Source organism: Arthrobacter psychrolactophilus (assembly GCF_003219795.1).
Classification (GTDB): Bacteria; Actinomycetota; Actinomycetes; order Actinomycetales; family Micrococcaceae; genus Specibacter; species Specibacter psychrolactophilus.
Genome location: NZ_QJVC01000003.1, coordinates 241,431 through 263,226 on the forward strand (window position 1 = coordinate 241,431; position 21,796 = coordinate 263,226).

The 21,796-nt window shown below is 59.1% G+C and carries 18 protein-coding genes; 5 read left to right on the forward strand and 13 right to left on the reverse strand.

The window, feature by feature from the left end:
* Positions 1-5 precede the first annotated feature (5 nt).
* The 7 genes from CVS30_RS05525 to CVS30_RS05555 form a co-directional block, all read right to left on the reverse strand.
* A complete protein-coding gene (locus CVS30_RS05525) occupies positions 6-956 on the reverse strand; it encodes a glycoside hydrolase family 43 protein (RefSeq protein WP_110484323.1) in 951 nt (316 codons plus the stop codon).
* Positions 953-2,497: a glycoside hydrolase family 43 protein gene (locus tag CVS30_RS05530; protein ID WP_110484324.1), complete on the reverse strand. Its 1,545-nt coding sequence runs from the start codon at positions 2,495-2,497 to the stop codon at positions 953-955. The genes CVS30_RS05525 and CVS30_RS05530 overlap by 4 nt, the downstream gene beginning before the upstream one ends.
* On the reverse strand, positions 2,490-3,179 hold the full coding sequence (locus tag CVS30_RS05535; protein ID WP_110484325.1) for a DUF624 domain-containing protein: 690 nt from the start codon (positions 3,177-3,179) through the stop codon (positions 2,490-2,492). Before CVS30_RS05535 ends, CVS30_RS05530 begins: the two co-directional genes overlap by 8 nt.
* Positions 3,179-5,536, reverse strand: a complete 2,358-nt coding sequence (locus CVS30_RS05540; RefSeq protein WP_110484326.1) for a beta-xylosidase/alpha-l-arabinosidase — start codon at positions 5,534-5,536, stop codon at positions 3,179-3,181. Before CVS30_RS05540 ends, CVS30_RS05535 begins: the two co-directional genes overlap by 1 nt.
* Positions 5,537-5,609: 73 nt before the next feature.
* Positions 5,610-6,542, reverse strand: coding sequence for a carbohydrate ABC transporter permease (locus CVS30_RS05545; RefSeq protein ID WP_110484453.1), 933 nt, complete (start codon positions 6,540-6,542; stop codon positions 5,610-5,612).
* The gene (locus CVS30_RS05550) at positions 6,542-7,462 is read right to left on the reverse strand and encodes an ABC transporter permease (protein WP_110484327.1); all 921 of its coding nucleotides are present in this window, start codon (positions 7,460-7,462) and stop codon (positions 6,542-6,544) included. Before CVS30_RS05550 ends, CVS30_RS05545 begins: the two co-directional genes overlap by 1 nt.
* 185 nt (positions 7,463-7,647) lie before the next feature.
* Positions 7,648-9,318 (reverse strand): ABC transporter substrate-binding protein, encoded by a 1,671-nt coding sequence (locus CVS30_RS05555; RefSeq protein ID WP_110484328.1) that lies wholly within the window; start codon positions 9,316-9,318, stop codon positions 7,648-7,650.
* Between the two features lie 416 nt (positions 9,319-9,734).
* Between CVS30_RS05555 and CVS30_RS05560 the strand changes: the two genes are divergently transcribed.
* Both CVS30_RS05560 and CVS30_RS05565 read left to right on the forward strand, forming a co-directional pair.
* Positions 9,735-10,778, forward strand: coding sequence for a LacI family DNA-binding transcriptional regulator (locus CVS30_RS05560; protein WP_110484329.1), 1,044 nt, complete (start codon positions 9,735-9,737; stop codon positions 10,776-10,778).
* A gap of 52 nt (positions 10,779-10,830) precedes the next feature.
* Entirely contained in the window at positions 10,831-11,652 is an 822-nt protein-coding gene (locus tag CVS30_RS05565; protein ID WP_146233345.1) for an SMP-30/gluconolactonase/LRE family protein, read from the forward strand.
* Positions 11,653-11,759: 107 nt separating this feature from the next.
* Here the strand turns inward: CVS30_RS05565 and CVS30_RS05570 are convergent, their stop codons facing one another.
* Complete coding sequence (locus tag CVS30_RS05570) at positions 11,760-12,641, reverse strand: helix-turn-helix transcriptional regulator (RefSeq protein WP_110484331.1); 882 nt, start codon at positions 12,639-12,641, stop codon at positions 11,760-11,762.
* Between the two features lie 134 nt (positions 12,642-12,775).
* Here CVS30_RS05570 and CVS30_RS05575 point away from each other — a divergent pair, with 134 nt between their 5' ends.
* The 3 genes from CVS30_RS05575 to CVS30_RS05580 all read left to right on the forward strand — a co-directional run bounded on the left by CVS30_RS05575 (position 12,776) and on the right by CVS30_RS05580 (position 15,792).
* Positions 12,776-14,050, forward strand: coding sequence for an MFS transporter (locus tag CVS30_RS05575; RefSeq protein ID WP_245934448.1), 1,275 nt, complete (start codon positions 12,776-12,778; stop codon positions 14,048-14,050).
* 40 nt (positions 14,051-14,090) lie between these two features.
* Positions 14,091-14,228 carry a hypothetical protein gene (locus tag CVS30_RS17920; protein ID WP_181419693.1) on the forward strand — a complete coding sequence of 46 codons (138 nt, stop codon included), beginning with the start codon at positions 14,091-14,093 and terminating at the stop codon, positions 14,226-14,228.
* Between the two features lie 532 nt (positions 14,229-14,760).
* Positions 14,761-15,792: a hypothetical protein gene (locus tag CVS30_RS05580; protein WP_245934449.1), complete on the forward strand. Its 1,032-nt coding sequence runs from the start codon at positions 14,761-14,763 to the stop codon at positions 15,790-15,792.
* Between the two features lie 71 nt (positions 15,793-15,863).
* Here the strand turns inward: CVS30_RS05580 and CVS30_RS17925 are convergent, their stop codons facing one another.
* From CVS30_RS17925 to CVS30_RS05600, 5 genes are all read right to left on the reverse strand, one after another.
* Positions 15,864-16,028: a hypothetical protein gene (locus CVS30_RS17925; RefSeq protein WP_181035993.1), complete on the reverse strand. Its 165-nt coding sequence runs from the start codon at positions 16,026-16,028 to the stop codon at positions 15,864-15,866.
* Positions 16,029-16,033: 5 nt separating this feature from the next.
* Positions 16,034-17,182 carry a glycosyltransferase family 2 protein gene (locus CVS30_RS05585; protein ID WP_245934450.1) on the reverse strand — a complete coding sequence of 383 codons (1,149 nt, stop codon included), beginning with the start codon at positions 17,180-17,182 and terminating at the stop codon, positions 16,034-16,036.
* A 226-nt stretch (positions 17,183-17,408) separates the two neighbouring features.
* Positions 17,409-17,792, reverse strand: a complete 384-nt coding sequence (locus CVS30_RS05590) for an Hpt domain-containing protein (RefSeq protein WP_110484332.1) — start codon at positions 17,790-17,792, stop codon at positions 17,409-17,411.
* 242 nt (positions 17,793-18,034) lie between these two features.
* Positions 18,035-19,750, reverse strand: a complete 1,716-nt coding sequence (locus CVS30_RS05595; RefSeq protein ID WP_181419694.1) for a sensor histidine kinase — start codon at positions 19,748-19,750, stop codon at positions 18,035-18,037.
* Between the two features lie 225 nt (positions 19,751-19,975).
* Positions 19,976-21,643 (reverse strand): sensor histidine kinase, encoded by a 1,668-nt coding sequence (locus CVS30_RS05600; RefSeq protein WP_181419695.1) that lies wholly within the window; start codon positions 21,641-21,643, stop codon positions 19,976-19,978.
* Between the last annotated feature and the right edge of the window lie 153 nt (positions 21,644-21,796).

Below are 21,796 nucleotides of genomic sequence, written 5' to 3' on the forward strand. Positions count from 1 at the left end.
GTGAATTAGCGCGGATAGAAACTATCCAGCGCCTGGTATTCCGCTGCTCGAAGCGGCAGAACGGAGCCATGTTTACTGTTGTCGGGGAGCGTGAAGTCCGGCATCCGCTCCCACTGTCCTGCCTCAAGGTCGCTGCTGGTGTACGCGTGGTAGCCGTGCGGCATGTGGGCGTATTGATCCACCCAGAGATACCAGCGCGCCTCATGGTTGTCCCGGAAGATGAGCGGGCCCTCAATGTGCGAGGCAATCTCCTGCCCAATATCGCGCGCCACCGTGACGAAGTCTTGTGCCAACAGCGACGAGCCCCGCTGGTGGAAGACATGGAGCGAATCCGGTGCGGCGTCGTCGTGCTTGGCGAATCGATGCACACCCGCCTCGGTGGCAACGACGGCCATGTCGATCACTCCGCCGGGCAGCTCGAAATACACCTCCGGCTCCGAGAATTCCACAAAGTCCTTGCTTCGGGCCATGAGGATCTTGCTCGGCCCGCTCTCCCCCGTCTCAGCGGATCCCTCGCAGGCCAATCCCGAAGACCAAAGGATCACAAACTCCCCGGCCTCCGGATCGTACAGCGCCTTGGGCGCCCACACCATCCCGACGCCTTCCCCGGCCAGTTCCACGTAGCGCGGCTGCGACCAGCTGAGCAGATCCAAGGAATCCCAGATCACCACATCCCTGCTGCCGCGATGCCGGAACTCCCACCAATCGGGCCCCTCCGGCCGCCACACCCGAAGATCCGTCGCGACAATATGGAAGCCGCCGTCCGGCCTACGCACCACCTGCGGATCACGCACGCCGCCGGTTCCCAGCACGGATTCCAGCACCGGTTCTCCCCGATTCAAGCGCCGCCAGGCCAAGGGATTATCGCCCTCGCTCAAGGAGAAGTAGATCTTCTCCGCATGGCTGTTCGGGTCCTCCACGAAGTGCACCAGAAGGTAGCCGAAGTACTCGCTCATGCGCCCTGGTGCAGATCGCTAAAGTCCGCCGTGCCGCCATCCCCCACGGCCACCGCCCCGAACACGACTCCCACGAATCCGCCGTCGTGCTTGGCACATAGATGGGAGATATCCAGGGCAGCGGAAGCCACGGCTTCTCCTTCGTCAGGCTCCCAAAGTACGACGGCGTCAGTGCCGTTAATCTCACAGGCTAGCGTTCCCGGGCCGCGCTCACCTGAGTAGCTGAGCAGTTGCGTCGTGGTCACCTCGGCATCTCGCCCGCGAGCTTCCGTGATCTCAACACGCCCATTGCCCACCGTGATGGCCAGCCAGGCCGTCGCCGAATACCGCAGCGCGAGCCCTGCCCGGACACCATCACTGGCGCCAAGGAGGCGAAGCTGCACCCGGGTCGTGAGGTCAACGAGCCTGCGGGCCACAAAGGCTGGCGCCGCATGCTCCAGCCCTTGGCCGGCCTTGAGTTGAAATCCCGCAGCGGTCTCGGAGCAGAACTCTTCAGGGGAACGTCGCACCGCAATCATGTCCGCGAGGCCCTGGCCGGGCACCGCCTCGGTGGTATTGCCGCGGGGGTGCGCGGGAGCCGCGAAGCCCACCGGGTTCAGCGGCAGCTGCCCCTCACCCGGGGCAAAGACCGGCCAGCCGTCCTCCCACGTCACCGGCACCAGGAAGGTTTCCCGGCCCAAGAGATCGCAATCATTCCAGGCACGCGTGGCTAGGCACACCGCCCACCAGCTGCCGTCCGGGGCCTCCACGAGATCCGCGTGACCAACGTTTGACACTGGTGCGGCGCGTCCCAGGTTTCGATGCGTCAGCACCGGGTTTGAGGGATTCCCGGTGAAAGGTCCCACGGGGGAATCGGCGCGTGCCACGACAATCGCATGGTGAAAACTTGTTCCGCCCTCGGCCGCAAGGAGGTAGACGAATCCATCGCGCTGGAGCAGGTGCGGGCCCTCGGCCCACACGGCACCGCGCACGGCGCCCGTCCACACGACGGTTTCCTCCGCCTCCGGTATCAAGGTCTGTGTGTTGAGCCTCCGGACCCATACCTCGGTCTGCTGTGCCCATTCGGGTTCGAGGGCCAGCCGGGTGCCGTGCGCCCACATGCTGCCATCGGCCTCGATCAAGATGGACGGATCAATCCCGTCCATCTGCCACCAGATGGGATCTGACCACGGGCCGGCAGCGTCGTCCGCCGTGACAATGAAGTTGCCCGAGGCCCCTTCCACTCCTCCCACAAGCGTGCACACAACATAGAACCGTGTGCCGTCGTGCCGAATCGTGGGAGCAAAGAGCCCGCCCGAGTCTGCCACCGTGGAGAGCTCAATCTGCCCGGGCCGGTCGATGACATGCCCCAAAAGTTCCCACGTGATCAAGTCTCTCGAGCGGTGAATGGGCAGGCCCGGCAGATACTCAAAGGTGGAATTGACCAGATAGAACCAGGTGCCATCCTCGCCGTCGACCCGGCATACGGAGGGGTCCGGATAAAAGCCCGGGAGCACCGGGTTGCTGTCGCCCCATAAAACAGCGCTTTGACTCTCAGTCATGCTTGATGAACCTCCGGGAAACGTCGTTGATCAGCGGTTGGGCAATGAGCCACAGCACGGCCATGAAGGCCCAGGCAAGCACCAGCAGTGCCAGCTCGGATCCCACATGAACGGTGGCCAGCGCCACCAGGAACAGCGCCGCGAAGCCCAGACTCACGCGCCACTGTCCAAAAAGTTCCAGCGCGGCAATCCGCATGGAATCGCGCGTGCGGAAGGAAAACAAGGACGCCACAATGAGCAGGTGCGCGGCCCACAGCCCTACGAGGAGCAAGGCAATCAACGCCACGGGCCGGATCGCCGATCCCAGGGGCACGGCGTCGGCAAAGACAATGTTGACGATCAACACCGTGGCCACGGCAACCACCACGGTCCACCACTTCATGGTGTCGCGAAAGTTCGTGCGGTATCCCTGCCACAGCGCACGCGCCGGGGACAGATCCGGGGTTGCCGTCCACGCCCGCAAGCCATAGACGGCAGCCGAGAGTGCAGGTCCCACGGGCAGAAGCGCAATTACGAAGAAGGCACTATTGGCCGCGTTGGCGCCCAATAGCGTCCATAGCACCAGCGTTGGTGCACACATGAGGGCCAGGAACCCCGCGAGCACAATGAAGCGGTAAAGACTGGCCGACATCCGCGAGAGGATGCCCTGTCCAACCTCATCTGCCAAGGACTGCGATGACATTATGCTTCTCCCTCCACAGCCGGGCCGCGGCGAATCCGGCTCGTGGCGAGCAATTCGCGCCCCACACCCACCACGGTTTCGCGCCCCACCAGCGTCCGGTGGAACACGGCGTGCACATCGCTGCTCGAGCGCGCCAGCCGCAGCTCCACGGCCCCCGGCTCCACGATCTGCGCCAGATTCAGCCCCGCGAACGACGTCAGGTCCGAGTGCAGCGAGAACTCCACGGCGGCGCTCTCTCCCGGGCCCAGCTCCACCCGCTGGTACGCCACCAAGCGAATATCCGGCCGGGTCACCTGGGCTACCGGGTCGTGCAGGTACACCTGTACGACGTCGGACACTGACCTTTCGCTGTTATTGCTCAGTTCCACACGCAGTTGCGTGTGCTCACCAATCTTCCAGTCCTCGGCGGGAGTATTGCTTTCTCCCCAGCTCAGTTCCCCATAGGAGAGCCCGTGACCGAAGGGGAAAAGCGCCGTCGGATCGAGATTCGAGACATCGTTGAGCATGCCCAAGGGAGGTGCCAGGTAGGTTCCGGGCTGCACACTCGGTTCGCGCGGAATACTCACGGGCAGGTGTCCACTGGGATTAATGGCGCCGGTGAGGACCTCGGCAATCGCCTGGCCGCCCCGCTGTCCCGGGAAGAAGGTCTGCACAATGGCCGCACACTTCTCCGACACCTCACCCAAGGCATACGGACGTCCGGAGAGCAGGAGCAGAACAACGGGAGTTCCCGTGCTGAGTACGGCCTCCAGCAATGCTTGTTGTTCGCCCGGCAGCCGCAGATCGGCCGCATCGCAGCCCTCGCCCGAGGTTCCTCGGCCGAACAGTCCTGCCTGATCCCCCAACACCACCACGGCAATATCGGCCTCTGCAGCTACGTCCTGCGCAGCGGCAAACCCATCTTGTCCCGTGGCTTTGACATCACAGCCAGGGGCAAAGAAGACAGTGCCGGCATGGTGAGTACGGAGTTCTTCAAGAACCGTCCCAATCTCCAAGCCGAGCCCACGTTCAGGATGCTTCACCCCCACGTGCGCAGGGAAGGAATAACAGCCCAGCATGGAGTACGGATCATCGGCTAGCGGACCAATGACGGCCAGGCGAGCCGAATCGCGAAGTGGCAAAACGCCGTCGTTACTCACCAGAATGACAGCTTCACGGGCCACATCAAGGGCCAGCTGCTGAGAGTCTGCGGTGTTGAAATCCACCAACTCGGGTGCTGTCGGCTCGTAGTCGGCCTCTAAAAGTCCCACGTCAATTTTCTGTATAAGAACCCGTCGCAGTGCCCTATTGACCAGTTCCTCTGAGATGGCGCCCTCCCGGACCGCGTCATTGAGCGGCTTTCCGTAGGCGGCGACCGAGGGCAATTCAACATCGATCCCGGCGGCGAGCGCCCGGCCGGCTGCTTCTGCGTCGGTTCCGGCGATGCGCTGCAGTGTTCGCAGGAAGGCAATGGCAAAGTAATCGGCCACAACCACGCCCTCGAAGCCCCACTTATCTCGCAAGGTGTCGGTGAGAAGTTTCGGGTCACCGGCTGCCGGAACCCCGTCAACTTCCGCGTAGGAGTTCATGACGGAGCGGGCGCCGCCGTGCCGAAGAGCCATTTCAAAAGGCGGGTAATACACATCAGCCATCTCCCGCGGACCGGCAGCAACCGGGGCGTGGTTGCGTGCGGCGCGGGAACCCGAGTATCCGGCAAAATGCTTGAGCGTAGCCACAATGCCGGTACTCTCGAGCCCCGCAACGTAGGCGGCCCCAATCGTACCCACGAGGTATGGATCTTCCCCGATCGTTTCCTCTACTCGGCCCCAGCGGTAGTCCCGCACCACATCCAACACGGGAGCAAGCCCTTGATGGACACCCACCGACCGCAAGGACTCACCGATCTGCTTCGCTACCCGGCCCACCAGTTCGGGGTTAAAGCTCGCACCCCACGACAGCGGTACAGGATAGGCGGTGGCCCCCCAGGCCGAGAATCCGGCAAGGCATTCTTCATGGACCTGTGCCGGAATGCCGAAGCGATTCGCGGCCATGATCTGGCGTTGCGCGGCAGCCAAGGACTGCGCACCCTTGACCGGATCCACGGGAACGGTGCCAAAGGGCCGGGTCAGTTGTCCCAGTCCGTCAACAATGACCTCAGCAAAGACAGGCGCATCCTTGCTCATGTCACTTTGATAGGGAGCAACATCTCCACCCCCATCGTCGGCACCAACCCACAGCCCTACCAACTGACTTGTTTTCTCTTCGAGCGTCATCTCGGCAATCAAAGCCTCCGCGCGAGCGGCAGACGAGAGTGATGAGTCCTGCCATGGCTTCTCTTGGAGCGATTCCGACCGGGCGACGGCGCTGTCAATTGTCATTACTTAACAAACCTTTGAAGTAGAGCTGAGCCTCGACAGATAGGCGAGGGAATGTCTTGATGATGTCTTGGGACTAGCCCTTGACGGAACCGAGCATGATGCCGGAAACGAAGTGGCGTTGTACAAAGGGGTACACAAACAAAATCGGCAGCACGGTGAGGATCATCGTGACCGACTGAATATTGGCCGACAAAGCACTGGCTGTGCTTCCCGACGCTGCCGCGCCCTCTGTTGCCGCGCTTGAGGCACCGGCCAGCAGATTGCGCAGGAACAAGGTCACGGGGAAGAGCTCACTCTTATCCAGGTACAGGAACGCGGCGAACCAGTCGTTCCAGAAGGCCACAGAGTAGAACAACACCATCGTGGCAATGACAGCCTTCGAGAGCGGCAGGACAATCCGGCCGAAGATCCCAAACCAGCTGAGCCCGTCGATTTGTGCGGCTTCTTCTAGGTCCTTGGGCAGGTTCTCGAAGAAGGACTTCATGACTAGCAAGTTGAAGACAGAAATCGCACCAGGGATAACCAGCGCCCACATGGTGTTTTTCATGCCCAGCGAGGAGATCAAGACGTAGTTCGGAACAATGCCGCCGTTGAAGAACATTGTAAAGATGGCAATACCGATCAAAACCTTGCGACCACGCAGGTGCTCCTTAGACAACACATACGCAAAGCTCGTTGTCAGGATCATGGCGATGATGGTTGCCACGACGGTGTAAACCACCGTGTTGCCATAGTTACGCCAGAACATGCCGTTGTTGGCAACCGCAATATAGGTGTCGATGTTGAAATCAACCGGCCAGAAACTCACCAAACCGGCCTTGATAGCGCCGGGCGAGCTGAATGACTGCGCCAAAACGGTCACGAAGGGGTACAACATGATGAGGCACAAAATGACCAGAATAGTCGAGTTCAGCCAGGTAAAGACTCGGTAGCCCGCGGAATCTCGGGAGTTTCGGGCCTTGCTGCCGCGGCGCGGCTTGGCACTCTGTGCTCGTTCTGATTGCATCACCATAGACTCGCTCCTACTACTCGGCGCGAAATGAAGTTCGCGGACAGAACCATGACCAAACCAATCACTGCCTGGAAAAGACCGATCGCGGCTGCGTAACTAAGATTGTTCGAGACCAGACCAACGCGGTAAAGATACGTCGAGATGACGTCCGCGGTGGAGTAGGTCAAGGGGTTGTACAGCAAAAGGACCTTTTCAAAACCAACGTTGAGGAACGTGCCAATGTTCAGGATCAGCAAGGTCATCATGGTCGGGCGAATGCCGGGCAAGGTGACATGCCAAATCTGACTCCACCGGTTTGCCCCGTCAATTTCCGCTGCCTCGTACAGGGATGAATCGACCGTCGTCAGTGCAGCAAGGTAGAGAATGGTTCCCCAACCAACCGTCTGCCAGACCTCGGAGCCAACGTAGATAAAGCGGAACCACTCGGCCCGTTGTAGGAACGGAATAGCTTCCCCGCCCATGGCCGTGATGATTTGGTTCGCGGTTCCTTGGAGGGACATAAGCTGCATGACCATACCCACGATGATGACAATCGAGAGAAAGTGCGGCAGGTAAGAGATCGACTGTACGACCTTCTTGAAGGCTTTCTTGCGGACCTCATTCAACAGAAGGGCCAGAAGAATGGGAAGCGGGAAGCACACCACAAGCGTTAGTCCGCCAAGGATGACGGTGTTGGAGAAAACGTGCCAAAAGACGGGGTCGTTGATGAACATCGAGACGTAACGCAGCCCCACCCATTCATCACCAAAGATGTTCCCACCAGGTCGGAAGCGTCGGAATGCAATTACGTTGCCCAGCATGGGCGCGTAACGGAAAATAGCCAAGAAAATCAACGGCACTAAGGCCAGGGCGTAGAGCTGCCAATCTCGCTGCAAAGACTTACGCCACGAACGTTTGCCGGCGTTCTTTTTCATACGCCCGGCGCCGCCTTGCTGTCCCGAGGTAGCCGGCGCTGCCGGCCCGCCTCCAGATCCAGCACCCGGATGAGGTGCGGCCGTCGTGTGCGGCCGCCCTGTTTCTACTGTCGTCATATCATCGCTCCATCTGCTCGGCCATTCGGCGGTTCGAGAAGCCTCGAACCGCCGAAGAACGCAAGTCCCTAGCTCTTGGCCGCAAAACGCTCACGGGCGGAATTCATCAGGTCGACGTAGCTGGCAAGGCCTTGGCCTTCGAGCTCAGAAACAAACTTGTCCCATTCGCCGAGGTCGCGCTGGCCGAGGATGAACTTCAACGTGTTTGTCTCCACGGTGTCCTTCAAGGGGGTGCTCGCCAGAGAAGCCTGTTCCAGCTCGGCTTCTTCCAAAGGAGCAGGCGGGGCCGGGGCGAGCGGGGTGCGGCTTGAGAGAACCGCATCGATGTATTCAACATCCTCGGGAGTGCTATAGGACTCCTTCAGCTTCCGGCTCTCAGTAGATTCCGACGGGAAGGTGGCAAAGCCCAGGTCGATTTCAAGGTCGATCTTGGCATTCAAGTTCAGGTTGCGGGCCTTGAGCGAGTACTCGTCCTTCAAGGTAATCGTGCCGTCCGCGGCCTTGGTGTAATGCTTCCCTTCGACACCCCACCGGAGCAGTTCGCGAGCATCTGGGTTGTAGTAGAACCAGTCTAGGAACTGCAGCAGTGCCTGGAAGTTGGAGGCGTCTTTGGCTTTGGAACTGATCATGAACCCATGCCAGAAGTTACGGGGCTCCACGGTATCACCGGCGGGACCACCGGGCGGAGGAACAAGCCCTACCTGATGCTTACCAGCGCCAAGAGTCTTGTCGAGCGCCGTCGAATATTCAATGGCCGTATTGGTGGATCCTGATGCGGCAAAGATCTGATTCTTGGCAAACTTCTCGGATACGGTCGCATTACCACCACCGGCATCGGCGGCAGTCAGGGACTCAGTGTCGACCAGGCCGTCCTTCACGAGGCCGTGGAAGAAGGTCACCATCTCCTTGTATTCATTGGACGTTGCCGCGTACTTCAACTTGCCGGCAGCTTCGTCCCACATCATGCCGTTTCCAAAGCCCCAGCCGGCCTGTGTCCCAAAGGCACGAGCGGCATAGTTCAGCAGCGACTGGCCCTCGAAGCCATCGGCCAGCGGGTAGGAATCCGGGTATTTGGCTTTGATCTTGACCAAAGCGGCGCGCAATTCATCCCAGGTGTTGGGGATGCCGCCACCCACCTCTTGGAATACGTCCTTGCGGAGCACGAGAGAGAAGACCGGGACGGAGACTTCCTGCAGACCCGGCATCATGTAGTACTTGCCGTCAGACTGACGAAGGTTCTCGATCATTTCTTCAAGATCCCATTCCTTCACGTACTTCTGGAAGTTGGGCATGAGGTCTGAGTAATCACTCAACGGCAGAACCGCACCGGAGGAGACAAAAGCTTCTTCTTCACCCGTGTAGACGAGCGGAATGATGGACGGTGCGTCGCCGGCGCTGATCAACAGGCTGCGTTTTTCCTTAGCGTCACTGAACGGAATGTGCGTCAAGGAAAGGTTGACGTTGGTGCGCTCCTTGATTTCTTTGAAGATCTCCCAGGAATCCTTGACCGGAGTGTCCGGCCAGTCGGTCCAGAGCAGCGACAAGTCCAGGGGCTCGGAGGCCTTGAACTGCATGTCGGCCGTATATCCCTCCATGTAGCCGACGTTCTGCGATGAAATATCGACGGCTTCCTTTGACTTGCTGCTGCAACCAACCATGGCCAGAAGTCCGGCGGCGGCGATGCCCGTAACAAAAGTACGGCGGCTAAAACGTGAATCCTTGAACATGTGAGCTGTCATTTCTACTCTTCCTTGAGTCCAGACGTAATGGTGATTCAAGCGGTTCCGAAACTTCCGGAATGTTTACGATACTTTTTGAAGCGTAATCTAGGTCACAGTTTGTGTCAACGAATATGCAGCGCCAAATTTGGCAAGTCTCGGGCGGCAAAAAGGCTTTATGGCACAACAAAAGAGCCACCCTGTCTACTGTTCGGATAGCACGGTACAACGTTGTACCAATATGCTAAATAGCGCCACCCTGAGGGTCAAGCATCCCTACGATGTTCAAGTCATCTGGCTAGGATGTGACGTCACATTCCGCTCATCTGAGGCTAATACTGGCTGATTTCATATTGCAGCCTGACTATGATCTATGAACCGCCCCTCCGAAATTACCCGGCCAGAAAACAGTAGAGCAGAAGGAACGTGATTCCACCGTGAGCCCCACTATCCATGACGTAGCACGGGCAGCTGGCGTGTCCATCAAGACTGTTTCCAATGTCGTCAACGACAACCCCAAGGTTGGCCCCGAAACACGACTGCGCGTGCACCGCATCATTGAAGCTTTGGGATATCGCCCCAATCTTTCGGCCCGTGGCCTACGCTCAGGAAAGTCCGGAGTCATTGGGCTCGCCGTGCCGTCTCTGCGCGAAAACTACTTCGCTGAACTTGCCGATTCGGTCATCCGCGCAGCGAAGAAACATGATCTCCGGGTACTGATTGAACAGACCGACGGCGATCGTCAGCAAGAAATCTCAATCCTCACAGGCGGTCGAATGCGTTTCATCGACGGCCTCCTCTTCAGCCCTGCCGAAATTGGGCAGCAAGATGTGGATGTTCTCAGCGGTATAGAGCCGATAGTTCTCCTCGGCGAGCGAATTTTCGGTGGACCAACCGATCACGTGACTATGCACAACACGTCCTCCGCCAAGGCCGCAACCGAGCATCTGCTAGATCTCGGCCGCAGAAGAATTGCCCTGATTGGCGCGTCTGATAGCGCGGACGATGCCGCAAGCTCCGCCAATTTACGGGAACGCGGCTATCACCAGGCCCTGGCCGAGGCTGGAATCGAGGAGGATCCTCGGCTGGTCATTCGGGGCGGAAAGTGGACACGCGAAACAGGACTCGATGGCGTCCGGCACTTCATCAGCAACGGCATTGTCTTCGATGCCATCTTCGCACTCAACGACACTCTGGCTCTTGGCGCCCTTCGAGCACTGGTGCACGCCGGACTCCGCGTACCCGAGGACGTGGCACTCATTGGCTTCGACAATATCGATGAGGGCAGCTTCTCTATCCCCACGCTCACCAGCGTCGACCCCGGCCGACTCGAGATTGCAGAGACCGCCGTGGACCTCCTGATTGAGCGGATCAACGAAAAGGGTGAACGTTCGGCACCTCGGACCGTCAAAGCAGCTTTCTCGATCATCAAGCGCGAATCCACGGGGTTCGCCACGGATGACGCTGGTCCACCTCAATAAAAAATAGCTCAGTCGTGTTATATAAATCATCAGACTATAGAAAGCGTGAACCGTGACGACATCCCCTTGGCAGCCACTCAGTACATCTCGGCTCCAGTTGGGCGAGGGCCTTCGAATGATCGACGGCGTGGTGCACTGGGTTGATCTGTTGCGAGGCGAGCTGTACGCATGGACGCCCGGAACCGGGCACAAAGCCACGCTGCAGCGCACGCTCAATGCCCCACTAGGTTTCGTCGAGAAGGCACACGATGGGAGGTTGATCGGTGCCGTAGGAACTGGGCTGTCCTGGCTCCGGGAGGATGGTAGCGTCGTCGAACTTGCCACAACCGGTCTTGACGGCAGCCGGCACCGTGTCAATGACGGTAGCTTCGCACCGGATGGCTCGTGCTGGTTTGGCACCATGGTGTTCGACGGTTCGGAGGCAGAAGGACACGTCTGGCGCTGGGATCCTGTCTCGGGAGAAGTCACCAACGTCATGAGCGGGCTCGAGATCCCGAACGGCCCCATCTTCTACCCCGCGATTGACGCCATGCTCATTGGCGACACCACTGCACGCAAAATTCTGAGCAAGAAACTCGCCCCAGACGCTGCCATCGAACCCTTCGCAAAGCTGGACGGCGGCTGGCCTGACGGTCTGCATCTTGACGCCAAGGGCCAGCTTTGGAACGCCGTGTGGGGCGGGAATCGCCTTGATGTTTATGCCACACCCACGAGCCCTGCGAAGTCCATCGCGGTCCCGGTATCTCAACCCACCAGCGTCCTACTGACGAACGATGCTGACCCACTCGTCATCGTCACGAGCGCCTCCCAAGGTTTAGAGACGCCGGCTGAGCTGGACGGTCATACGATCACGGCGCGTCTGTCCCAGCTCTAACACCGAGAATGCAGTACTTGGATCGATTTGACCTTTTTGGCCCATTTCGGTCTAACAACCGCAGCCTCGAATTCAAGAGGGCCGTCGGATCGTTAGCGACCACTGGATTACCGCGCTGGCGCCGCAGATGCCGGGGCGCCGTATTCAGTGGCGGCCCACGAGGCGAGCAACTGCATTGCCTGCTCGGAGGCGGAGCCTGGCTCGGCGGCGTAGATCGTCAGAGTCAGCCCAGGCTCAGCCGCCATCTCCAGGCCCTCGAAGGCCAGCGTAATCTCGCCGACCACCGGATGATGAAAGGTCTTTGAGCCTGTGCCGTGATGGCGCACATTGTGCGCACCCCAGCGGCGCCGGAACTCCTCAGACCGGGTCGACAGCTCCCCAACGAGGTCGTGAAGCTCCTTATTATGCGGATCCCGGGATGCCTCGGTACGCAGAATGGCCACGTTCACTTCGGCAAACAGGTCCCAATCAGGGTAAAAGTCCCGCGCCCGCTCATCCAGGAAAGTGTGCCGGGCTAGATTCGGCGACTGACCCGGCATGTCATAAACGTCCATGTAAAACGCGCGCGCCAAATTATTCGCGGCCAGCAGGTCCATGCGCCCATTGCGCACAAACGCGGGACCACCCGTCACCGCATCGAGCGTCCACTGCAGGCTCGGGTGCGCCACCCACGTCTTGGAATTTCGGCGCCGGGGCGGCCTCGCCACGGGGCTTGCCGCGTGAGCAAGATCGAAGAGGTGCGCGCGTTCGGCGTCGTCGAGCTGCAGCGCCTTGGCTACACTGTCCAGAACCTCAGGCGAGGCGCCGCTGATGGCACCGCGCTCCATACGGGTGTAGTACTCGATACTCACGCCGGCTAGGGTGGCCACCTCGCTGCGCCGCAGGCCCTTGACTCGCCGGTTAGTGCCCGCAGGGAGCCCCACTTGTTCCGGATTGATCCGGGCCCGGCGTGAAATCAGAAATTCACGCACCGACTCTCGATTATTCATACTCTCCACAGTAGCCACGTCCGCGGCACCGTGGGAGTCCCTGCCGGTGCCCCTCCCAACAGGGACTCCCCCACTGTCGAGAACAGCTGTTGACTGGAGACAAGAGCGCACCCCACAGGAAGACACCCACCACCTTGACCTCACATATCAGGCCGAACGGCGAGCGCGGCTTGCCTACCTTGATTGACACAGCCAAGAACGACGCCGGACCAGCCGGCTCGGTCTCGCCCCGTCCAGATCCGCTCCGGGAACCCGGGCAGCGGTTTCCGTTGCCGGCACTGCTGGTCATGGCCCTCACGGGGTTCATCCTCATCGCCACCGAAACCATGCCGGCCGGACTCCTGCCGCACATTGCAGCCGGGCTCAACGTCGCCGAAGGAACCGCCGGGCAGTTGGTCAGCGCCTACGCGTTGGGCACCATCGTGCTCACCGTCCCTGCCATTGCGCTCACCCGTGGCATGCGGCGCAAACCCGTCTTCCTGATCGGCATCGTGGGGTTCCTGCTCGTTAATACGATCGCCGCGTTCTCTCACGACATCTGGCTGACCTTGGCCGTCCGCTTTGCCGCGGGTGCGTTCTCCGGGTTGTTGTGGGGAATGCTGGCCGGTTACGCCCGCCGCATTACAGCACCGGAGTTTGCCGGCCGAGCCCTGGCTATAGCCTCCCTCGGAACACCATTGGGCTTGGCCATCGGGACACCTCTCGGCTCCTGGCTTGGTTCCACCTTCGATTGGCGCTTCTCTTTCGTGGCCCTCACCGGTTTGGCCGTCCTTACCCTGATTCTGGCTTGGCGGCTCGTCCCCGATGCGCCCGGTCAGCGGGCCGAGTCCCAGATCCCCATGTTCAAGGTGTTTGCCATCCCCGGCGTGTCAGTGATTCTGGTCGTCATCTTTGCCTGGATGCTCGCGCACAACACCATTTACACCTATATCGCCGCTTATCTGCGTTCGGCCACCATCTCACTGGGCGTCGATGTGGCACTCGTAATCTTCGGTATGTCTGCTCTTATGGGCATCTGGGTTACTGGCATTTTCATCGACCGGGCTCCCCGTCCGCTCGTGCTGGCCAGCATCGCCTTGTTCCTGACCGCCGGCGTGGTGTTCGTCCTCGGCGCCCACTCCCTCGTTGCCGTCATCGTCGCCCTCATCCTGTGGGGCGTTGCCTTCGGCGGCGCGGCGCCGCAACTGCAAACGGCTATCAGTCAGGCCAGCGGAGAAAACGCCGACGTCGCCAACTCCCTGCTCGGCGTGGCCTTCAACGTCGCCATCTTCGCAGCCGGTGTCCTCGGAGCCGTGCTGATCTCAAGCTACGACGGAATCGTCCTGCCCATCCTCATGGTCGGACTCGCTGCCACGGCACTGGTCATCACCTTTACGGCACGCCACGCCGCCTTCCCCTCCCACACCTAATCCGATCAAACCCAGGAACACCACCAGAAAGGAAAGCCCCATGAGGAGAACTCTCCTGGCCATCGGCGGCTTGGCAGCCCTGCTAGCTTTATTCGGCTGTGCAACACCCACTGTTCTGGCACCTTCTGTTGCGGCTCCCGTGCCAGCGGAATCTCCGGCGCAGGGTACGCAGTCATGAGTAATTTGACCCCGTTGCCCAGGAGGTCTCCGACGCTTCGGGCAGCTTCGGTGACGGTCAAGAACTAGTGGGCATACTCCGCGATCAACAGGCCAACCAGGCATCCGTCACGCCGCACAGTCATCTATCAGAACGGTAAGCTTCCTCCCGCTCAAGCCGGGTGATGCACGCACTGCGCCTCCCGGGGTACGTCCGTCATCATCGAGTCATTTTCGGAATTTGACCATCTGGGACAGGCTTTTTGCCCCAAAATTGGCCCCCATGTCTCATAATCAAGGAGGTGCATGCGTTGGGCGGGGCATGCGGCCAAAGGACTGGGCGGAGGCCCAGGCTCACAGGCAATCCGGGATAGTCCGGTTTGTCCCCGGAACTATATCGATCACCGGGTCAACTAACAGCGGAGGTCTCAGCTATGTCTCAGACGGTATTGGCGCGTCTTCACACGAAGAACAAATTATTTTCCCCCCAGGCGAGGCTTTTTCCCAAGAAGGGAAAGTACCTCGCGCTTTTCGTGGCGGTGAGCATGTGCATGATGGCAGGAGCAGTTCCGTCTCACGCTGACACCACGGCAGCGACAGCCGAAGACCCGGGGCCCGCCGGCAGTTTTGCGTGGAAAGGATTCAACTGGCAGAAGCGGTTCTGGGGTGGCGCTCCGCAATACAACCAAAGTTTTGATCCGGCCAATGTCAGCAACCCCGATGCTAACGGCTACGTGACCTTGAAGATCTCCAATCCGAGCGGATCGGCACCGGCGGGAGCCGAGCTCCAATCCACACGCCAAGGTTTCGGCTATGGGACGTACAGCACCACCGTGGAGAAGAACATCAACCTGCTCCAGAAAGAAGTGGTCTGGGGTTGCCTTTTCCCTTATGACCCCGAGGCAGCACCAGGGTTCAACGAGATCGATTTATGCGAAGCCTCGGCCTGGGGAGGCGGTGGTAGCTGGGGAGAGTCCTGGCCCGTTACCCAAGGACATGGTTACTGGTTTGATGCCAGCAAACCGGCCGGCCAAGGAAACAGCACCATCACCTTTGACGTGACCGACGATCTCATCCTGACTCACAAGCTGATCTGGGAGCCGGGTAAATTGACCTTCGAAACGTATGCCGGTGAAGGATATTCTGGCGCCTTGCTCAAGCGGACCGTCATGCAGGGGGCTACTGTCCCCGTGCCTGCCAAGGAAGCCATCCACTTCAATCTTTGGGTCACAGGGGGCGGTGGTGGTGACCCGGCGCATGTGGTGCCGGAGACCGTCGTCGTGCGTGATTTCTCGTTTACTCCTCGGGCCGTCCCACCTCTTACGCTCACAGCACCCACACCGACCATCAGCGGAACCTTGCGGACCGGCTCTACCTTGACGGCGAATACCGGAACGTGGACCACTGGAACTACTCTGCGGTACCAGTGGTACCGCTCGGGAACAGCCATCCCGGGAGCCACGGCCAAAACCTACAAGCTAGTTCAGGCCGATAAAGACGACACCATCAAGGTCCGGGTCACTGGTTCCAAGACCGGCTACACGACTGTCGCCAAGTACTCAGCCGCTACGGCACCCATAGGCTAGCCGGTCCATTCTGCTGGGAACCGTGGCGAAACGTCAACGGTTCCCAGCAACATCAAGCTTAGAGATTGTGGCTATGACTTTTGGGCTCGCACCGGAACGATGCGCTTGATTGCCATGCCGAGTGCCAGCATCGCGAAGGCTGCAAGCGCGAACCAAAATAGTTGACCTGCACCGGTCATCGCAAGAGCGGCCGATCCTGCTCCTGCTGCCATGGGGGCTGTGGGGTTGTTGTACATGATGATTACCAGACTTTCTTTTTGTTGAAGAGTGCATCCATGTAGGCCTTGGCGTGAACCACCTGCAGGAAAAGGTCAATGATTGTTTCGTACATGGTGGCCGCCAGGAGCATGTATTTCCAGCCTCTCAGCCGTACTGTCACGATCCGTTCGATCACGAAGACGCCGGTCACAGCCATCCAGAAGGCGTGGATATGCAGGCCCTGACCTGATCCAAGGGCGACGGCGATCGATGAGAAATACGCCATAGTCACCAAGACGCCAATCATCGAGAGCACTTGGCGGCCCCAGTAGGGACGGGTGATCTTGGTCCAGCCGTACTGCACACAGTTCTCCACCGCTCCCCTCTTCCAGCGGAGGCGCTGAGCCCACAGTTCACGCCAGGTGGGCATGACCTCGGTGACCAAGGTGCAATCGGCAGGTGAGGCAATGCTGTAACCAAGAGTGAGTAGCGCGAAGGACAATTCGTTATCTTCGGTGAGAACCGAGGTGTCATAGATGCCGCCGTGGCCGTTGCCAGCCGGCAGATGCCCCAGGATCCTAGCCGCGGAGACGCCCTGCAGTGTGCGGACACGGAACAGTGCAGCCGTGCCTGTGACGACCAGGCACTTTCCGTGGAGCCGCTTCACATCCCTGGCATATCGGGCGTACTCATTACGTTGCAGGTGTCCAACGAATCCGCCACCGGGACCGCCACGAAAGACACCCCCGACGGCGCCAAGGTTGTCATTGGAGGTCAGGTGGCGCACGGCGTTCTCGATGAAGTCCGGCGACAATTGGGAATCGGCGTCCTGTACCAGAATCAGATCATCCGGATCGGCGTCTGCGAGGATCCCATTGAGTGCGAAGTTCAGCGCACCGGCTTTCTTGTCAGTGTTTCCCACGGTACTGATGACCTCGGCGCCGAAATCTGCGGCGAGCTGCTCTGTGGCATCCGTGCAGTTATCCGCAATAACGATCACGCGGTCCGGACGGCGCGTCTGCAGTCCCAACGATTCGAGGGTCTCGATAATCGCCTCGGCTTCATTATGGGCGGGGACCAGAACAGTCACAACTCCGCCACCGGCACGATGCGCGCCTCGGTGGAAGTCCGCGGGGACCTGCTGCAAAGCGCTGGGAAGTTTCCCTGCATCAATCATCGTTTGGTGTTGCATCGGATTCCTCCCCGCGGGCTAGTTTCGCTGTCATTGATTACTTTGACAGCGGCAACTTAACCAACGGATAAGAAACAGTCAGGAATGAAACAGGACTACCGCAGGACTGGCGCAGGGAATGCTCAAGACACCACAACAGGGCGTGATCGTTGCACGCATTGACGTCTCGTTTGCCGCGTTAAACCACGAATGGCCCCTCTCAGGGGGCCACCTGCCAGCTGATAACTCACATCTGTGTACTTGGGGCCGGATCAATATAGGACGTGGTCAATTGCCACGCCGTCTGATTCCCACACGCTTTCAGCGCAGCCAATCTCTTGGCCGTTACGGAGGGGCACCCGGATCCCAGGAGTTGAATCAAGTCATTGGTCAGCTTTCCCAATTGGGCTGCACCCACCATCAGGGCGGAACTGCGCAGGCTCAATGCTGAGTCCAAGGCTTCCTCGTCATGGCCGGAGCTGACGGCGTCGTAAATCCGATCAAATCGCCCAGGCCACATCTCTACGTACCTGCACACAAAATTGCGGCAGAGCTCCCGCTCTCCATCGAGAGATTCCTCGAGAGAGTTCAGCGTGGCCGTGCAAACGAGGGGCAATCGAGCAGCTGCCATTCTCTTTGTACGCCTCCCTGCCGCGTGGTGATGCCCTAGTAGACGTGCCTTGAATATCAACCATAACGCCCCGAAGGGTGGAAGTAACGAGTATTTTGGCTCCTGCCCAACGACTTGCGTGAAGCTTAAGCAAACCCTCAATCAAGGCCAAGTTGCCCTAACCTTTCGGCCAGCCTCTCGGCTGTTTCCTTGAGCATCTTGAGCTTTTCTTGAGCATTCGCACTGTTCCTCAAAATCAAGCTTTACGGTGCGTCTTGACGTGCGACTTTGCCCGCAGGGCTACGTGCAGGGATGCTGCCGGCAGGGCTCAGGCATCCCGGCAGGACAAAACTCACTGTGGTGCCGGCGCCTTTTTTGCTGAGCAGGCTAATGGTGCCGCCGTGCTTAGCAACAATAGTCTTGGAGATCATCAACCCCAACCCGATGCCCGGGATGGCGCGCTGCACGGCAGACCGTGCTCGAAAAAACTTACTGAACGCCTGAGCTTGTTCTTCGCTGTTCATTCCCATGCCCGTGTCCTGAACCTGACACCGCAAATCAGTGCCGTGTGCCGTGACGCTCACCGATACGGTTCCGCCGTCGGGCGAGTATTTAACGGCATTAGATACCAAGTTATCCAGCACCTGTCCTATCCGCCGGGAATCGATGAATGCTTGCACAGGTGCCTGAACCTGTGAGTTCAGCGTGACATGGTTGCGTTCGGCCATAGGAGCCGCCGAGGCCAGAGCGTCCGCGACGAGCTGACTGACGTCAACCCGTGTCAGTTCCAGTGTCAGCGAATCTGTGCTCAGCAGGTCCGCGACAAGTGAACTCAATCGATCCACATTCCGTGAGGCAATGTCGAGGTAACTGTGGATATCTTGCGGGAGCTCCTCCGACTCCTCCAGTACCAGGTCCAGATAGCCTCGGATTGAGGTCAAGGGAGTCCGGAATTCATGAGAGACATTTGCCACGAAGTCGTTTTTCGCTTTCAGGGCTGCCACCATGTCCGTCACATCATGGAAGGCGATGACGGCGCCGTCGAACTTCCCTTGCTCATCCCTCATGGGGCGTGCCGCGGTGGACACGGCACGGGCCTTGTCCCCAGCTCCCAGCCACACCTGATAATTAGTGAATTCCTCTCCCCTGATGGCGCGCCGCACCGGGCGTTCCTCAGCCGCCACGGGGCTAGTGGCATCCACAGCGAAAACCAACAACTCTTTTTCCTGCGGATCGGAAACATCTGCAGGAAGGGCGTACGTGTGCAGGGCCCGCTGGGTGGCGTTCATCAGCATGTCATTACCCTCTGCATCCACCACCACCACGCCGACAGCGACAGTATCAACCACTGTTTCCAAGAGTCGTTCGCGCTGCTGGCTACTCTCAAGCGCTGCTCGCAGCTGAACATCTTTAGCTTCCAGCGTCTTACGCTGGCGGTTCATGGTGTTGGTAACACCAACAACCGTGGTGGCGTAGGCCAGAACCACTATTGGAAAGAGTAACGGCCTGACCAGTTGTTCAATCGTGAAACCAAAAGGGGACGTGACTAAGGGCAGCCAGACGATGAGCAACGCTGCCACCACGCTGACTGCGACGGACGTTCGTTTTGCCAGTCCCGATGACGCCAGCCAAAAAACGGGAAAGAAGATGAGCAGCCCAACAGCCGTAAGAAACTGTTGATTCCCTCCACGGAATAGCCCGACGGCAATGAAATCCAGATACGGGATGACCAGGACGGCAGCAGCTGGAAGCCTCTCCCAGGGGACGGCGAAGGAAGCAATGAGCAACAGGACATGCATCACAAGGGCGGCCACAAACAACGGTTGCTGCAACGACTGGGGATAGATGGTGGCGGCAATCAGGACAGCGACCACCATGATGAGGGACAACGGAAGTTGTGTCAGAAAGACCCGTTTCCGCTCCCCCTGCAGCCGGAAAAATCTATTGCCTGACTGCTCCCGCGCACCGACGTCCATCATGATTGTTTCCATCCTTCAAAGTCGCTGCCCTACGAGCTACCGTGGCCATACGAGAATTCGATGCGATGTCTCGTATGGCGTCAAGCTGCTTACGGCCATCGCACAATCAGTGCGAGGAACCACCGCTATCGATAATGCCACACAGCCACACGCCCCGAATGAAAATATCGACTGAAACTGTGGCCACTTTCAAACGATGCCGGGTGCCCCTCTCCAAGGAGAGAACTATTCTGGTTCCGGGAAAGAATCGATGACGCACGCGGGAATCACGAAGCTCATAGTGGTTCCCACTCCCAATTCGCTCTCCATGGACAAAACACCTCCGTGGGTGTCGATGATGCTCTTGGAGATCATCAGACCCAGGCCAATACCCGGAATGCCGCGTTCCACGGCGGTCCCCGCCCGGAAGAACTTTTGAAAAGCGCCCGCTTGCTCAGAACTGTTCATGCCCAAGCCTGTGTCGCTAATACGGCAGTGCAGATCGGTGCCATCTGTCCATGCGCGAACGGTAAGTGTTCCGCCATCTGGGGAGTACTTCACGGCATTGGAGATCAAGTTATCCACCACCTGGCTGATGCGAACGCCGTCGACCAGGGCTAGTAGTGGTTCCTCGCACTGCCAGTCGACGGCCACGGAGTTTGCGGCAGCGCCCGGAGCTGCCGAGGCGATACTGTCGGACAGGAGGTGGTTCATATTGGTGGGCGTGCGCTCCACCGTGATAGCTGAGGTTACGAGAAGGTCGGACACGAGACCGCCGAGACGTTCGGCATTTCGGTCTGCAATCTTCAGATATTGGCTCACCTCCGGGGGATGCAAATCTGGAGTCTCAAGCGCCAAATCAAGGTACGACTGGATTGCCGTCAACGGTGTGCGGAATTCATGGGACACATTTGCTACAAAGTCGTTCTTTGCCGACAAGGCGTTGACCATGTCGGTGACATCGTGGAAGGCGATGACGGCCCCTTCACTTCTTCCATCGTCGTGCCGCATGATGCGAGCAGTCGTAGACAGGGCTCGTGCCTTCTCGCCGGTGCCGATCCAGATTTGGTAATTGGTGAATGATTCCCCGTTGATGGCACGTCTGACGGGTCGCGCTTCGGGTGCCAACGCAACCCTGTCTGGAGTAAAGAGCAGGAGTTCCTTCTCTTCGGGGTCGGCGATGTCATGGGGCTTCCCCAAGGAGTGAATGGCTGCCTGCGCTGAATTCATCAAGCGGTCATGTCCATCAGCGTCCACCACCACTACGCCGACTCCTACCGTGTCAACAACCGTTTCAAGGAGCAGCTCACGGTGTTGGCTCTCGGCAAGCGCTGCGCGGAGGAGTTTATCCTTGGCCAGCAAGGAATTGCGTTGCCCGTCCATGCTGGTCGTTAACACCACCACGGTAATCGCGAAAGCGAGCATCATGAAGGGAAAGAGTATCGGTCTGATCAAGGCTTCGGCGCTGACCTGGCCCGACTGGAACACGGGATTCCAAATAATCAGCAAACTCGCCACTGTGCTGGAGGCTATGGACGTTTTGGGTGCCACTCCAGAGGCGCAGAGCCAGAAGATCGGAAATAGCGTGAGCATGCCGGCCGAAGAAAGCAAGGTCTGAGTGCCCTCACGGAACAATGCAACGGCAAGAAAATCCATATAGGGGATGGCAAGAAACGAGGACGGGTGCAGTTTGTCCCAAGGGACGGCAAGGCAGGCCAGCATTAAGAAGAGGTTCAACCACAAGCTGACCATCAATTGGCCGTTACTCAAGAGCCCCGGATATAAGATGCCCAGCAGAATAGCAGCCAGAGACATGGTCAGGAAGAACGGAAGCTGAGCCAACATCACGCGTACCCGTTGGGATCGCTGGTAGAAAAGCCGGCCAATGAGCTGATTTGTAGGTGTGTCAGTCAAGATTTCTTCCATTGATAATCTTTCTTTCCCCTGGTGAAGTTCTGGCCACTAAGAGTCTGCAGAGCAGCTCATGTTCAAAATTGATGATCGGAGCGGGAAGAATCCAGAGGGTCGCCACCTTAGATAATGCCATACTGGAGATACGAACGGGCG

Bases quoted from the DNA above. Each gene is read 5' to 3' on its own strand.
- CVS30_RS05580 (WP_245934449.1), top strand. From the start codon at position 14,761: ATGGCAGGAGCAGTTCCGTCTCACGCTGACACCACGGCAGCGACAGCC.
- CVS30_RS05535 (WP_110484325.1), bottom strand. From the start codon at position 3,179: ATGTCATCGCAGTCCTTGGCAGATGAGGTTGGACAGGGCATCCTCTCG.
- CVS30_RS05525 (WP_110484323.1), bottom strand. From the start codon at position 956: ATGAGCGAGTACTTCGGCTACCTTCTGGTGCACTTCGTGGAGGACCCG.
- CVS30_RS17925 (WP_181035993.1), bottom strand. From the start codon at position 16,028: ATGTACAACAACCCCACAGCCCCCATGGCAGCAGGAGCAGGATCGGCC.
- CVS30_RS05595 (WP_181419694.1), bottom strand. From the start codon at position 19,750: ATGATGGACGTCGGTGCGCGGGAGCAGTCAGGCAATAGATTTTTCCGG.
- CVS30_RS05555 (WP_110484328.1), bottom strand. From the start codon at position 9,318: ATGACAGCTCACATGTTCAAGGATTCACGTTTTAGCCGCCGTACTTTT.
- CVS30_RS05570 (WP_110484331.1), bottom strand. From the start codon at position 12,641: ATGAATAATCGAGAGTCGGTGCGTGAATTTCTGATTTCACGCCGGGCC.
- CVS30_RS05585 (WP_245934450.1), bottom strand. From the start codon at position 17,182: ATGCAACACCAAACGATGATTGATGCAGGGAAACTTCCCAGCGCTTTG.
- CVS30_RS17920 (WP_181419693.1), top strand. From the start codon at position 14,091: ATGAGGAGAACTCTCCTGGCCATCGGCGGCTTGGCAGCCCTGCTAGCT.
- CVS30_RS05545 (WP_110484453.1), bottom strand. From the start codon at position 6,542: ATGCAATCAGAACGAGCACAGAGTGCCAAGCCGCGCCGCGGCAGCAAG.
- CVS30_RS05550 (WP_110484327.1), bottom strand. From the start codon at position 7,462: ATGAAAAAGAACGCCGGCAAACGTTCGTGGCGTAAGTCTTTGCAGCGA.
- CVS30_RS05540 (WP_110484326.1), bottom strand. From the start codon at position 5,536: ATGACAATTGACAGCGCCGTCGCCCGGTCGGAATCGCTCCAAGAGAAG.
- CVS30_RS05530 (WP_110484324.1), bottom strand. From the start codon at position 2,497: ATGACTGAGAGTCAAAGCGCTGTTTTATGGGGCGACAGCAACCCGGTG.
- CVS30_RS05590 (WP_110484332.1), bottom strand. From the start codon at position 17,792: ATGGCAGCTGCTCGATTGCCCCTCGTTTGCACGGCCACGCTGAACTCT.